Source organism: Mesorhizobium sp. M7A.F.Ca.US.005.03.1.1 (assembly GCF_003997975.1).
GTDB lineage: Bacteria > Pseudomonadota > Alphaproteobacteria > Rhizobiales > Rhizobiaceae > Mesorhizobium > Mesorhizobium ciceri.
Genome location: NZ_RZRO01000018.1, coordinates 43,518 through 57,439 on the forward strand (window position 1 = coordinate 43,518; position 13,922 = coordinate 57,439).

At 59.5% G+C, this 13,922-nt stretch carries 8 protein-coding genes and 1 pseudogene; 6 read left to right on the forward strand and 3 right to left on the reverse strand.

Annotation, left to right across the window (positions count from 1 at the left end; translation table 11 throughout):
• Nucleotides 1–2: 2 nt before the first annotated feature.
• Nucleotides 3–908 carry a dioxygenase gene (locus tag EN990_RS10985; RefSeq protein WP_063167498.1) on the reverse strand — a complete coding sequence of 302 codons (906 nt, stop codon included), beginning with the start codon at nt 906–908 and terminating at the stop codon, nt 3–5.
• Nucleotides 909–1,001: 93 nt separating this feature from the next.
• Here EN990_RS10985 and EN990_RS10990 point away from each other — a divergent pair.
• A pseudogene (locus EN990_RS10990) lies at nt 1,002–1,953 on the forward strand (LysR family transcriptional regulator).
• A 175-nt stretch (nt 1,954–2,128) separates the two neighbouring features.
• On the opposite strand, the gene EN990_RS10995 reads toward EN990_RS10990, so the two are convergent.
• Nucleotides 2,129–3,505 (reverse strand): HlyD family type I secretion periplasmic adaptor subunit, encoded by a 1,377-nt coding sequence (locus EN990_RS10995; RefSeq protein ID WP_127367990.1) that lies wholly within the window; start codon nt 3,503–3,505, stop codon nt 2,129–2,131.
• Nucleotides 3,498–5,249 carry a type I secretion system permease/ATPase gene (locus EN990_RS11000; protein WP_024502439.1) on the reverse strand — a complete coding sequence of 584 codons (1,752 nt, stop codon included), beginning with the start codon at nt 5,247–5,249 and terminating at the stop codon, nt 3,498–3,500. Before EN990_RS11000 ends, EN990_RS10995 begins: the two co-directional genes overlap by 8 nt.
• Before the next feature lie 713 nt (nt 5,250–5,962).
• Between EN990_RS11000 and EN990_RS11005 the strand changes: the two genes are divergently transcribed.
• The 5 genes from EN990_RS11005 (at nt 5,963) to asnB (ending at nt 13,922) form a co-directional block, all read left to right on the forward strand.
• The gene (locus EN990_RS11005; protein WP_164753421.1) at nt 5,963–6,946 is read left to right on the forward strand and encodes an ATP-grasp fold amidoligase family protein; all 984 of its coding nucleotides are present in this window, start codon (nt 5,963–5,965) and stop codon (nt 6,944–6,946) included.
• Between the two features lie 327 nt (nt 6,947–7,273).
• Nucleotides 7,274–9,043, forward strand: coding sequence for a calcium-binding protein (locus tag EN990_RS11010; RefSeq protein ID WP_027163958.1), 1,770 nt, complete (start codon nt 7,274–7,276; stop codon nt 9,041–9,043).
• A gap of 416 nt (nt 9,044–9,459) precedes the next feature.
• The gene (locus tag EN990_RS11015) at nt 9,460–10,668 is read left to right on the forward strand and encodes a glycosyltransferase family 4 protein (protein WP_063167495.1); all 1,209 of its coding nucleotides are present in this window, start codon (nt 9,460–9,462) and stop codon (nt 10,666–10,668) included.
• Complete coding sequence (locus EN990_RS11020) at nt 10,665–11,924, forward strand: O-antigen ligase family protein (protein ID WP_127367989.1); 1,260 nt, start codon at nt 10,665–10,667, stop codon at nt 11,922–11,924. Before EN990_RS11015 ends, EN990_RS11020 begins: the two co-directional genes overlap by 4 nt.
• A complete protein-coding gene (gene asnB / locus EN990_RS11025) occupies nt 11,925–13,922 on the forward strand; it encodes an asparagine synthase (glutamine-hydrolyzing) (RefSeq protein WP_127367988.1) in 1,998 nt (665 codons plus the stop codon).

The following is a 13,922-nucleotide window of genomic DNA, read 5'->3' on the forward strand; positions in this document are numbered from 1 at the left end:
GGTCATCTCCTCCCAGAGGTTTCGGTATCGCTCCGCCGCTGCGGGCAGAGCACGAGGTTGAGGTCGAGCGCGTGCTTGCGTTTTCCTCCATTGGGCGGCAGCGCGCGGAACTCGGCCATGAGTTCGGGTTTGACCCCGAAGATGGCATCCCGGCCGATCGCAGGGTCCGACCGGTCGAAGATGTGGGTCGTCAGCGTCTCGAAGCCCTCCGCCGAGACGCGAAAATGGATATGGGCCGGCCGCTCGAGGCCAAGGCCCAGCGCTGACATCAATTGACCGACCGGTCCGTCCGACGGCAGCGTGTAGCCCTTCGGCTTCACCGTCGTAAAGCGGAACCGTCCCTGCGGATCGGTACGGAAGCGTCCGCGCAGATTGAATTCCGGCTGGCGGTCGGGTTCCTGGTTCTCGTAGAGACCCTCGGCATTGGCCTGCCAGATCTCGACCGTCGCATCGCCGACCCCCGCGCCGTCGAGCGCGACGATGCGGCCCGCGACCTCCAGCGGCTCGCCCTTGTGATCGCGCGAGATGTTCGCGCCGGGTGGCATCTCCGGCACGTCGGCCCGGTAGAAGGGCCCGGCCAGGGTGTTTGGTGTCGCTCCGGCGGGGCGCGGGCTGTTCTGATCCTCGATCAGCGAAGACACGCCCAGGACGTCGGCGAACAGCACCCATTCCTGGCGCCGCGCATCGGCGTAGTGGCCAACCTCGGTCAGAAAATCGATCGCCTGGCGGAATTCCTCGCCGGAGGGCCGCAACTCCACGATCAGCGCGTGCAAACCATCCACGGCTGCCTGCGCCGCCGCCGCCAAGCGGGACTGGCCCATTGCCGTCAGGCGCCGCGAGAATTCCTCGGCCTGCGTCGATATCGCCTTGGGGGACTCATCCCGCTTCGGGTCGTGCTGGCCGTGCATTCCGCCGGGGCCTCCCTTCCCCTTGCCAAGCGGGATAGCACGGCCCGACGCGATGCTTGATGAGATGTGACGTCCCTTGTATAGCGTTTTGCTATGAAGCTGAACGAGCGCCACCTCATGCAGCTCGCCGCGGTGCTGGATGCCGGCGGCGTGTCGGAAGGAGCCGCCATGCTGGGCTTGACCCAGCCGGCGGTCAGCCGATCCCTGGCCATGCTGGAGGCGCGGGTGGGTGAGCCGCTGTTCCTCAAGGGCCGCCGGCCGCTGCAGGCGACGCCGCTCGGCTTCCAGCTGGCGGCGCAGGGCCGCACGATCATCACCGCGTCGCGCAAGGCGTCGGATGCGGTGCAGGGCTTCATGAAAGGCACCAAAGGTGTCGTCCGTGTCGGCGGCGTGCCGTTCTTCATGGACGCGATGATCAGCCGGATGATCGGAGAATTCCAGAAGCTCGAACCCGAGGTCACCGTTCAGCAGAGCTATATGAACCTGCCCGAGATGGTCGCGGCGCTGGACAGCAACCAGATCGACCTCGGCATCGTGCCGATCGGCGTTCTCGACCTTGGTCCCGGCTTCGAATTCACCGAAATCCTGCCCGGACGCAATGTCGTGGCTTGCCGGCCCGATCATCCCCTGCTGCGAAATCGCCGCCTCAGGGACGCATGACCTGACCAGCTTTCCCTGGGTGGCTCCCCTGCCCGGCTCTCCGCTGATGTCGGACCTGCAGATGATCCTGATGAGCATCGGCATGTCGGACCTGAACATCCGCTATTCGGGAGGCTCGCTGATGAGCGTGATCAACTTCCTTGCCGAAACCGATGCGTTGGCCGTGCTGCCATTCTCCGTAGTCTTCGCGCAGCGCAAGGAGAGCCGGGTTACGGTGCTGCCCTACGAAATCCCGCAGCCCAGCCGCTCACTCGGTATCCTTCGCCGGGTCAGCGGACCACGCTCACCGGCGGCAGAGCGCTTCGCCGGCCACGTCACGACCGCCTTCGAAAACCTGAAGCACATCATCAAACGGCATGAGAATGCCGTTGTCTGGGGACGGTAAACCAGCCTCGCTATTCGAATGATGCGGTAGCGTCACACAACGCGCATGTTTCCTCCAGCCGGAGGCGCTTCATCCCCGCGTCGCCGGTTAGGCTCGACGGCCGCCCGCCCCCAAAAGCCGTCGGGCCGCCAGAAATCCCGATATCCTATTGGTCACGCCCTCCTCCACCTCGCCATCACTGCGTAAACGCTTTGGACATCTGATCCGCAAAGGGTTTCAACAGATAAGACCAGACATTGCGTTCGTCGGTGCGGATATGAACCTCGGCGGGCATACCTGGCCTCAGCACCTTCGCTTCGGTCAGGCAGCTTGATTTGCTTTCAACCTTGATACGCGCCGAAAAATAGGAAAGCTGACGTTGCGGGTCTTTAATCAGATCTGCCGAGATGTGTTTCACTGACCCTTGGCAGACCGGAGTGGTTCCCACGTCGAACGCCGGAAAACGGATCGACACCGGCTGCCCAGGCCGGACATCGTCGACCCGCGACGGAGGGATCAGCGCGTCCACCACAAGATCGTCGGTATCAGGTACGATGGTCATAAGCATCTCGCCAGGCGCGATAACGCCGCCGACGGTATGGACAGCCGATTCCTGTATCGTTCCGGACTGTGGCGCGCGGATCGTTGTCTTGGTCAGTTCATCCTGCGCCACAATCCTCCGTTCGTTGAGTTCGGTCTGCTTGGCTTCCGTCTCGCGGAGTTCGGTCGTCACGTCGGTGCGCCTTTGGTCATCCAGCTGCAGCATCTGCAACCCCGTTTCGCTGATGCGCGCCTGGGCTTCAGCTACTGCTGCAGCGAGGCGCCCCGATTCTCCCCTGGCCCGGGTGGCATCCAACTTGATGTTGCTTACCCTCTCCTTGGAGACGAGTTTTTTGGCGTAGAGGGAATCAACGTCGGCGAAATCCTTGCTCAGCAGGGCAACCGATTCATCCACCGCGCTCTGTTGCGCTTTAAGACCGTCGATCTGACGTTCAAGTTGCTGGGATTGGCTTCTCAACTGCGCCTTCTGTCCAGCCAAAGCCGAAGCGCGCGTTTCAAAGAGAGCGCGTTCGCCGTTGACGAGCGCCGCCAGCTCCGGTTGGTTCATTCGCGCCTTCAGGTCGACCGGCAGCTGCATTTCCGCCAAGCCCGTGCGCTCGGCCTCCAGCCGGGCGAGGCGAACGGTCGCGCGATCGAGATCCTCGCTGATGATTTGCAGGTTCGCGCGTGTCAGCGTGTCATCCAGCCTGACCAGCACGTCGCCGGCTCGTACATGATCTCCGTCCTGCGCGAAGATTCCGCCCACTGTGCCTCCGGTTTGATGCTGGACCTTCTTGACGTTGCTTTCTACCACCACGGTGGCCGGTGCAACCACGGCGCCGGCGATCTTGGTCAATCCCAGCCACAGGCCGCCGCCAAGGACCAGCAGACCTGTAATCACCAAGCCGAATATCAGGTTGGCCCGAATACCGTCCGGCAGATCTGGCGAGCTCACGGCAGGCCCTTTGCTGCCACGAAGGGTCCGAGCATAGGACGAGAAGGTGACGAATGTTTCGAGCAGAGCCTCATGCATGCCCGGCAACCCCCGGTATCGGCGCCAAAGAAGATGGCCGAGGTGAAACAGGCGGTGAAGGTCGGAGCACGTTCGCCAAGACCTCCTCGCGCGAGCCAAAGGCATGAACCGTCCCGTTCGACATAACCAGCACCTGATCGATGTTGGCGAGTGCCGAGGGACGATGCGCAACGACAATGACGATGCCCCCGCGCTGACGCACTGCCCGTATGGCGCCGGCCAGGGCAGCGTCCCCATCCACGTCGAGGTTCGAGTTCGGTTCGTCGAGCACGACAAGGAACGGCTCGCCATAAAGTGCTCGGGCGAGACCCACGAGTTGCCTCTGCCCTGCCGACAGGGCTGCTCCCCCCTCCCCGATGCGGGTCTGAAATCCCTGAGGGAGTTGCATGATCATTTTCTCGACGCCGGCGGCTCTTGCCGCCGCAAGGACGCCTTTTGGATCCGTCTTGCCTCGGAACCTCGAAATGTTGTCTGCTACCGTGCCGTCAAACAACTCCACATCCTGCGGCATGTAGCCGATATGGGCGCCGAGATGTTCCGAGTTCCATTGATCGAGAGAGGCGCCGTCCAATCTCACCGAGCCATGGAGCGGCTTCCACACCCCGACCAACGAACGGGCCAGCGTCGTCTTGCCGGAGCCGCTCGGGCCGACGACGGCCATTCCAGCCCCCCTCGACAGGTGGAAACTTACATTTACAACGGTCGGTCTTGTCAGGCCGGGCGGCGCGACTGTCAGTTGCTCGACGGCAAATCGTGCCTGTGGACGAGGCAATTCCATCGGATCGTCCTGACTGCCAAATGCAGCCATGACAGCTGCCAGCTCGCTATAGCTGCGCCGGGTCGATAGAAAACCTCTCCAGTTTGCAATCGCCGCGTCAACTGGGGCCAAGGCCCGGCCGAGCAATATGGAAGATGCGATAATCACCCCAGGAGAAGCTTCACCGCCGATGACCAGGTAGGCACCGAGCCCCAGAACGCCGGATTGCAGACCCATGCGAAGCGCCTTCGAGAAGGAACTGGCGCCACCGACGACATCCGAGAGGCGCTCCTGCTGACCAAGATATGCGCGGCTGACGTCGCTCCAGCGTCGAGCCAGTCGACCAGAAAGCCCCATTGCATGAACAACCTCGGCGTTGCGCCGGGCGGAGTCGGCAAGCGCCCGTTGCGACGACAAGTCTTCGGAGGCGCGCGCGGCCGGACCACGGCTAAAGACTTCCGCAACTGCCGTCAGGAGGACCACGGCGATCGCGCCGACGGTTGCCAACAAGCCGAGCAAAGGATGGAGCAAATAAATGATCACCAGATAAAAAGGGATCCACGGAGCGTCGAAGATGACCGTCGGTCCCGTTCCGGAAAGAAAGCCGCGCAGTCGGTCAAGATCGTGCAAAGGCTGCAAGCGGCCCGCATCACGTCCTGCCTTGAGCGGCAAGGACAGGGAGATGGAGAACACCTTTTCCTGCAAATTTCTATAGAGAAGACTGCCGATGCGGACCAGCACGCGAAGCCGCACGAAATCCAGGAGCCCGTAGACCGCATACAAGCCCAGCATGCCGATCGTGAACCCCACCAGGGTTGGAACGCTCTGCGACGGCAGAACGCGATCGTAGATCTGCAACATATAGACCGAACCGGTCAGGGCGAGAATGTTTATCACTGCCGAGAACAGCGCCACGCCAAGCAGCCCAGGCATGCAGGCGAGAATGGCGGAACGCAGCTCGGGAGAACCGGCCCCCGATGTTTTCATGACCAGCGGTCGTTCGCGCGACACTGCCGCGCCGTTACTTCCGTAAATTGTGATGGCTCAAACCTTTCTTGGTGCGCATAGCAGCCGCTATCCGTCGCCCCCCTTATTACGCTCTGCTTACATACGTCGACTTTGAGGAAAATGCAGCGGATTCGTGGCGCAGGACCAACGAAACGCGACCTGCAGCGTGCACAGGCTGGGGATAACTCCCCCAAAAAACGGCAATTCACGCTAGTAACGCAGTCCAGAATGGAACACGCAAAAGGGGCTTATGTCCTTGCTTCCACACACTTTCAAAGACGCCACGGTCGTTGACACAAAATACCTGATGCGGAGCAACAACTTAGATCAATCAAACCTTTTGTCATTCTGTATTCTGTATTTGATCTCGTCCCGATACACCAATCACTCGAGCAGACCATCAGTCTCCCAGACTTTCAGAGGCGGCAAATTGACGACCGTCAGGCCGGCACGCCGGATCGTCATTCAAACGGAGGAGGACGGTGATCGAGCCTGACGTATTGTGGTTTAACGCATGCGCAGGGATGGCGACTGGAGGGCTCGTTCACCTCGGGGCGCTGGCCGACGGGTTCGACCGGCCCCATCTGTGACGGCTGTCAACCTGCCCAAGGAGGCGGATCGCGCCTTCGCCATCGTCGTTATCAGAGCGGACGCCGCGTTAGCCGTGCGTTATCCGCGTAGTGGGGTGTTGCGTGGAAAAGAAGTATCGGAAATTAAGAAGAGCTGTCTGGGAAACGATATATAGGGTCAGCTTGATAACCCCGAATTTCTACGTTCTGAACTACCCCATAGCAGCAGCGGGATTCTTTAACGGGAACAACAGGTTCCCAAGACGGGTTTCCAGTCAATCGGCTACGATAAATGATTTTATATTTGACAGAATGATACGAAATAGATGGGGATACCTGGAGAAGATTTGCGTTGATAAGCATTATGCTAAATACATAGCTAGTGGAATCGCAGGCCTTAAAATCCCAAAGACGATCTCTGTATTCAAGATAGATAGAAATACGACGGCAGATGACATTTTACTTTGGATCCAGCCTTTCCTCGGACGTCATTTCGTGATGAAGCCGACCCATTCCTCTGGAAAAATTATATTCCTCGACAAACCGCTCAATAGGAAAACCATAGAGGAATTCTTAAATTTCTCTAAGAGGTCGTACTTCAATATTGGGCGAGAGACACAATATTATAAAATGGAAAAGAAATTAATTGTCGAAGACAACATTTCTACTGGTGGTGAATTAAGTGACTACAAATTCTTTTGCGTTCGCGGCAAGGCAATTTATCTTCAGGTCGACGTCGGTAGATTTGTTGATCATAAAAGGGCTGTCTTTTCTCTTCCGGATTTTAAGCAGATTGATGTCATGTATGGTTATGACCTGCCAGAAAACGTAGAAAGGCCGGAAAATCTCGAAAAAATGATCGAGATCGCGGAAACGATATCTAGGGATGTTGAGTTTGTCAGGGTCGATTTGTACAGCATTAATGGTGACATATATTTTGGAGAGATGACTTTTTCTCCATGCGCTGGATCGGATCATATTTCAAACGAGAGTTGGGCCATCGATTTTTTAAATAGGATCAAAGCAGAAAGTGCTCCTAAAGCAGCGATAGGTGGCCGCTTCACGCCGCAAGCGGCACGATCTTTCGACCGTCAAGTTGGCGGGTGAGCCGCGAGGGCGTCAGCGCAAGCCTCGGTTCATGTGCCGAGGCACCCCAATTGGCTTTCCCCTAGTTGGGGATAACCCGGTCGGGAAAGGCGGATATTTCCCAATCACGCGGCTCAACAATGAGCCGGATGAGAGGGGCTTATGTTGTTGTTGCGGCACTGTTTTAAAAGACTTCGGTTGACCCGAAGCGGAACATCTCCTGCTGTGCAGCAATCCTGTCGGCGATCAAAGATTCTATCCAGCGGGTGTCGTATTTGATTTGGGCCTAATATGCGCCGTCAACTAAGCAGACGTGGGGCATAACCGAATCAACCAAAGGATTTTTGGATGACACTCCACTACGCGTCCGGTGGATCAGCCGCCGAGATCGCAACCGCCGGATTCAATCTGGCTGATGTTCAGTACGTTTCGCAAGTCAATGCCTTGCCGGATGGCATGAAAGGCTTGGTTTATCTCGGTGAGCACGACGGAGTAACTTCGTCTTTCATTGATAAAGTCACTCCCTTCATAGGTAATCCAAATGTGTTCGGGTTTTACCTTAGCGACGAGCCTGATCCGACAGGCAAGTGGGGCAGCTACGCAACCGCTGCAAACCTAAAGGCGGAATCCGACTGGATTCATTCTCATGTTCCCGGCGCCAAGACCTTCATCACGATGATGAACTTGGGCACGGATGGCTCCCCGAGCTACATGAACCCGAACGACCCGGCCCACGCCGCTTACAATCCGGCGAATACGGGCATCGATTTCTACGGTATCGGCTATTACCCCATCAACAACACTTCGGCTCCCGACTACACCCATATCGACAAGATGGTTGCGGCTGCCGGTGAAGCAGGCATCCCGATTGACAAGATCGTCCCGCTTTACCAGGCGTTCGGTGGTGGCAACTGGGAAACCAGCGCTGGCGGCAAGTTTGTCATGCCCACCGCTGCCCAGGAGCAGGCCATGATTGATCGTTGGGCCGCACTGGTTCCGTCGCCGGCCTTTGACTATACCTATAAATGGGGAACGCAGAATGGCGACACCGCGCTTGAAAGCGCCTCGGAACTGAAAGCCTTTTTCCTCCAGCACAATCTCGAGGGCACCCATGCCCCGGTCTCGCCCCCGGTTAGTGATCCTGTCACGCCCCCGGTCAGTGATCCGGTCGGCACACCGACCACACCTCCTACTCACGTCGGCACCCCTGCTCCCACCGCGCCGGCCCCGTCGGGCAGCGATCATGTCTTCCATGGCACGCGCGGCGCAGACGTTTTCCACGCAACCAGGGGCAATGACAAATATCTCGTCAACAATGCTCATGACAAGGTCATGGAAGCGCCAAACGGGGGCTTCGACAAGGTCGCGGCCTCGGTGAGTTACGCTCTTACGGCGGGATCACATGTCGAGCAGCTCTCCACCGCCAATTCGGGTGGCAGGGCGTCCATCAACCTGACCGGCAACGAATTCGGTCAAGCCATTTATGGAAATGGCGGTGCCAACAAGATCAATGGCGGCGGTGGCGCCGACAAGATGACCGGCTATGGCGGCAATGACACCTATTACGTCGACAATGCCCACGACAAGGTGGTGGAGCAGAGAGGAAGCGGCCTCGACAAGGTTCTTGCCTCGGTGAGCTTCGCTCTTTCGGCTGGCTCGCACATCGAGCAACTCGCAACCACCAAGACGTCCGGCAAGGCCGCCATCAATCTGACCGGCAACGAATTCGGACAGACCATTCACGGCAATGCCGGTAACAACAAGATCGACGGTGGCGGCGGGGCCGATACGCTGACCGGGCACGGGGGCAGAGATGCCTTCGTGTTCAGTACCGCCCTTGGTTCTGGAAACGTCGACACGATCACTGATTTCAACAAAGCCCAGGACAAGATCCACCTCGACCATTCCATCTTTGCCGGTCTCGATCAGGGGGGCCTCTCGTCGGACGCTTTCTTTGCCGGCAAAGCGGCGCATGACAGTTCCGATCACATTATCTACAACAGTTCGACCGGAGCTCTTTCTTTCGACAGCGACGGCGTCGGAGGCGCAAACCAGATCCATTTCGCGAGCCTCTCTCCGCATCTGTCGATTACCGCATCGTCTTTCCTGGTCACCTGACGCTCCAGCGACGAATGCCTTAAAAGGTCGGCGAGGTCTTGGGGCCTCGCCGACAGTCGTTTGGGCCGAGCGTCCGAACTTCGCGCCCATCAGCGAGCCGCGGAGTTCAGGTCCGCCACGCCTTACTCCAGCCACTCATCGTGCCCACTTCAGGCAATGCCGTGGGGGCGTCCCGGTGAGACTGCATCGGCAAGGCAGGAGGGACATTAGCGCTCCCCACTGCGAGGGAATCTCGCCTCACTGGTCCTACCCCTTTCCAAACATCATGGTGTCATTCAAACGGACGAGGACAGGAACCCGGCCTCCCCATAGCGTGCACTCGGGCGGGATGCGCTCATAGGTGATGAAACCGGGCCGTGGCAGCATCGAGAGCGTCAGTTACTCGATTGCCCGCCGTGTGCGCTGGGGAGAGGCAGATGAACCCACATCTGGTCTGCGTGGGAGGCGAGGATCACGCCTTGAGAGTTCCCTTCCTCATCGCGCTGCGAGAGAAAGGCTTTCGCGTTACGGCGGTCTCGAGCGGTTCTCCCGTACCGTTTTTAAGGCATGACATTTCGCATCACAGGTTTTCCTTCGACCGGTTTGCATCTGGCGGCGGGGAATGGCGTGCTCTCGGAACGATGCGCCGATTGATGCGGGAGCTTCGGCCCGACATCATCCAGAGTTTCGACACCAAGCCAAATCTGTTGACGCCCCTTTCCATGCGGGGAACAGTTCCGGTTATTCGCACCATCAACGGGCTGGGCTGGACGTTCTCATCTCTGGCGCCTCGCGCTTTGGCCCTGCGTCCGGTCTATTGCGCGCTGCAATGGCTCGCGTCTTCGTGGACGGCGGCGACCGTTTTCCAAAATCGTGATGACCAACTGTTCTTCGAGCGCTTTCGGCTGACCGGTCGCGGAAGCTCGCGACTGATACGCAGTTCCGGAATCGATGTCGATGCGTTCGCAACGGTGCGCCATCTCGGGTCCTCGGCAACGAAGATGCGTAGGGAACTCGGCCTCCAGTCCGCCGAAGTGGTGATCTTTGTCGGCCGCTTGACCCGTCAGAAGGGTGTGGGAACCCTCCTCGAGGCGGTTCCTCGCGTCGTGGCCGAAAGACCAGCAGCACGATTTGTGCTTGTCGGCCCGCGAGAATCCGAAGGCTCATTCGCAATCGACAAGTCCGAGATCGACCGGCACGCATCTCATGTGCTGGCCTTGGGTCCACGACGCGATGTCGCTGATCTCCTTGGCATGGCCGATGTATTCGCCTTTCCCACCCAGTATCGCGAAGGAGTACCGCGTGTGTTGCTGGAAGCGGGGCTTTCGGGACTGCCAATCGTGGCTTCCAGGATGCCAGGCTGCAGAGACGTCGTCGAAGACGGGTGGAATGGCTACCTGGTTGCACCGCATGACGCCGATGCCCTTGCCTCGCGAACAATAGACTTGCTGTCCGACCGCGCTGGGGCAAAGGCAATGGGCGTCCGTTCCGCTGAACTTGTGCGGGAGCGATTTGCCCTGCCGTTGGTGGTCGATCAGTACTGCGACCTGTACGAAAACACACTCCGCGCGGGGCTTCCGCGACCGCTCCCTGCTGTCGCACTTGAGGGCAGCCTCGCAGATCACCGGGGCGGAGCACGTCAATGATCCGGGACGCCTTGCTCGCCCTGGGAGTTGCGATGTCCTACGCGACGCAACTGGCCGTTCCGGGATTGCCGCTCGGCTATGGCGAATTGTTCATCGCGATCTGGATCGTTCTGGCGATTGGACGAATATTCGCCGGGGGTCGTCTCCAGGTCACACCCGCTTTTGTCCAACTGGCGAGCTTCTGGCTGATCTTGTCGCTGGCTTTGGGAATCGGCACGATCGTCGGCTACCTGACCACCGTCCTTTACTTGACCGGGCTGGTACATGACCTGATGGCCTACATGCTGCTGGCCGGCTTCACATGCCTGGCGGCCGCGGAGCCCGACGCCGATCGTCACCTTCGCCGCAGTGCCTGGTGGGTGATCGCCATCGCCAATGGAAGCTTCGTAATTCAGCTGGGATTGGCATTTGGGGTAGCCCACCAGCCCGGCGTCGACCCCTGGTTCTGGGACAGATTCCGTGGCTGGTCCGAGAACCCGAACCAACTTGCGCTCTATTGCGCGCTTTTTGGCCCCCTGGCTTTGCACCTTGCCACGACCACCCGTAACCCATGGCGCCGTTTGCTCGCATTCTCCAGCCTGATCCTGACCTTTTATGTCGGCCGGCTGACGAAGAGCGACACCTATCTCTACACCAGTATCCTGAGCTGCCTCGTCTTTCTCGGATTGCGGCTTCGTGCATGGATCGCAACAAGCGGTCGCGCCAGCCTGCCCCGCTTGTCAGCAATTGTGCTGTTGGCGGGTTCCTTGCCTTTAGCGCTGGCGATGACGCCCTACGCGCTCACCGAAGAGGCCAGCGTCGCCCATTTTGCCAAGAGCCTTACCAAGGACCAGGGTGGGGAAGCGACACTCGAAACGTTCGAACTCCGGCTCTATCTGTGGCAGGACGCGGTGGAAACGGGGTTGAAATCCGGGTCGCTGGGATTGGGCCCTGGGCCTCACCTCGAGCGCCCGCCCGTCGCCGACCGTCAATTTCTGCAGCGACCTTTCGAGGCCCATAATACCGTTCTTGACCTTTACCTGCAGGGCGGATTGCTTGCGGTGATGGCATTGGTCTGGATCGTGGGAGCCGCAATGTCGGTTGCCTGGCGAGCGGGCTTCGACGCGCTGCTGGTGCTCGGTGCGTCGACGATAATCTTCAGCATGCCTCACCTGATCATCCGCCATCCGATCGTGTGGTTTTCGCTGGCTTTCTGCCTCGTTGCCGGAAATCCGACCGCACTTCGGCGGCAACTTGCCGAGCCCAGGGTGCCCTAAATGTGTGGGATCGCCGGAATTCTATTGGCTTCCGATGCCACAGACATAAAGCCGCTCCAAGCGATCGGGCGGATGACCGCATCGCTGCGTCACCGGGGCCCGGATGGCGAAGGGCTCTGGGCCGATCGCGAGGCTGGAATCGCATTGGGCCACAGGCGATTGGCAATTGTCGACCTGTCAGCCGCCGGGCACCAGCCGATGCATTCTGCCAGCGGCCGGTACGTGATCACCTTCAACGGTGAGATATACAATTTTCGCGATTTGCGTTGCGAACTCGAGGGTGCGGGCCAAACCTTTCAAGGTGCCAGCGACACCGAAGTGATGCTCAGCGCAATCGAGCATTGGGGGCTTGAGACCGCCCTCACACGCTTTGCCGGAATGTTCGTGTTCGCATTGTGGGATCTGAAGACAAGAAGCCTGCATCTGGCCCGTGACAGGATGGGCAAAAAGCCCCTCTATGTTGCTTCGACCCGAGACGCATTGGTTTTCGCCTCTGAGCTGAAGGCGATCAACACCTTTCCGGGCTTTTCTCCCGACCTTGATCTTGATGCCGCGGCGGCAATGCTTTCAACGGGATGGGTGCCGGACCATCTCTGTATCTGGCGAGGCGTGTTCAAACTGCCGCCTGGTTCCGTCCTTTCCGTCACCGCGGCGAATTATGCCGAAGACCGCAGCGCGGACCGTCTTTCGCAACGCGTTCACCGCTGGTGGTCACTGGCTGACGTTGCAGCCGATGGGCGACGGAACCCCGCTACCGGCACCGACGACGATCTGGTTGACGAACTGGACAACCGGCTTCGGCTGGCCGTGCGGGAACGCATGATCGCCGACGTCCCTCTGGGCGGCTTCCTGTCGGGCGGGATCGACAGCTCAGCCGTGATCGCCCTGATGCAGGCTCAATCCTGCAAGCCGGTTCGCAGTTTCACGATCTCGTTCGCAGAGGGCGGCTTTGATGAAGCTCCATACGCAGCGGCTGTTGCCCGTCATCTGGGTACCGACCACTCCGAACTTCACCTCTCGCCCAGCGCCGCACGTGACGTCATTCCCGAGTTGCCGCAGGTCTGGGATGAACCCTTCGCCGATGAATCGCAGATACCGACCTTGCTCGTTGCCAGGCTCGCTCGTCAGCACGTCACCGTAGCGCTGTCGGGCGACGGCGGTGACGAATGCTTCGCAGGATACGGCCGCCACTTCATGGCGGAGCGGTTGAAACGACACCTGCGTCTGCCCCGACACCTGCGCCGAACCTTGGCGGCAGGGGCAGGTTTTTTCGCACGCGCCGGACGCGACGATGTCATCGGCAAACTGCCACTCTCTGCGAGCGCGAGGCATTTTATCCGGAGCGACCGGATGGAACGTCTCGCCCGGCTGCTCACGGCATCGAATGAAGACGAATTGTTTCAGCGGCTGGCGCGGCCACAGGCTGAAAACCTGGGACGTCAGCGGCCCACCGAACCAATCTACGGCTACGGCGGTCCGCCGCTTGACGACCTGCTCTCCCGTCTTCTGTGCGATGACATGGAGGGATACTTGCCCGGCGATATCTTGGTGAAGCTGGACCGTGCCACCATGGCCAACAGCCTTGAGGGCCGGTGTCCTCTGCTCGACCACCGCGTTGTCGAATTCTCCTGGCGGCTGCCATCCAACATGAAAGTTCGTGATGGCGCCGGCAAATGGATCCTTCGTCGATTGCTACGCCGGTATCTCCCGCAGCACCTGATCGAGCGTCCGAAACAGGGCTTCGATGTCCCTATCGCAGCATGGCTGCGGGGTCCGCTGCGCAACTGGGCCAGCGATCTTCTCGCCGACATGCGAGCAGAAAGCAGTGACGTATTGGACGCTGCGAAGATCGACGCCTGCTGGCGCGATCACATTGATGGCCAGAACCGCTCGCGCGAATTGTGGTCCGCGTTGATGTTCCAGGCCTGGCGGAGCCAAGCCAACCGGCAAGCACAGCAAACCGGCCCAATTCATGAACCCGATCTGGCAGGAGTATAA